Origin of the sequence: Desulfovibrio sp. 1188_IL3213 (genome assembly GCF_036763145.1) — a bacterium.
Taxonomy (GTDB): Bacteria; Desulfobacterota; Desulfovibrionia; order Desulfovibrionales; family Desulfovibrionaceae; genus Desulfovibrio.
On the sequence record NZ_JBAIYR010000684.1, the window covers coordinates 1 to 797 of the forward strand.

1 protein-coding gene is annotated in these 797 nt (G+C 63.0%); it reads left to right on the forward strand.

Going from position 1 to position 797, the window contains the following annotated elements; all coding sequences use genetic code 11:
* On the forward strand, window positions 1–661 hold a 661-nt coding region (locus tag V6C16_RS14540), incomplete at its 5' end, for an SDR family NAD(P)-dependent oxidoreductase (protein WP_333543600.1).
* Window positions 662–797: the final 136 nt, after the last annotated feature.

Genomic DNA, 797 nt, shown 5'->3' on the forward strand with positions numbered 1-797 from the left:
CGTGGTCGCGGACGTCGACGAGGCCGCGGTGCGGAAATTGGCTGATGAACTCACGGCCGAAGGGCGCAAAGCCTTGCCCGTGCGCTGCGACGTTGGCGAGGAAGCAGAAGTCAAAGCCATGCTGGAAAAAACAAAAGCCGAATTCGGACGGCTTGACGCGGCCTTCAACAACGCCGCCGTACAAAGCCCGGCCACGGACACCGCGGATCTCACCGCCGAAGAATGGGACCGCGTATCCCGCGTGAACATTCGCGGCGTGTTTCTGTGCATGAAATACGAGTTGCAGTTGATGCGAGGCCAAACGAGCGGCGCCATCGTCAACTGCTCCTCCAACTCCGGGCTTGTGGGCGTACCCGGCCGCGCGGCTTACGCGACCGCCAAGCACGGCATGCCCGGCCTGACCAAGTGCACGGCCATCGATTACGCGCCCAAGGGCATCCGCATCAACGCGATCTGCCCGGGCACCATATCCACGCCCATGGTCATGGATATGTTCAAAACTGGCGACTTGCAGGAGTCGGTGGTCGCCGCTCTGGCGCCTATCAACAGGCTGGGAACGCCCGAAGAGATCGCGGACGCCGTGCTCTGGCTTTGCAGCCCGTTTTCTTCGTACGTCATCGGCCAGGCCATTGCCGTGGACGGCGGGTACACCATCATATAGCTGTTTTTACCCGGCTCCGCGCGAGCGCGCGGGCCGGGCTTCATCGAGGTACACACCGTGAAACGTTTTACACTTGCCCTGGCTGCCGCCATCCTGCTCGTAACAGCCCTCCCGGCCCTGGCCTCGGATGCGCGCG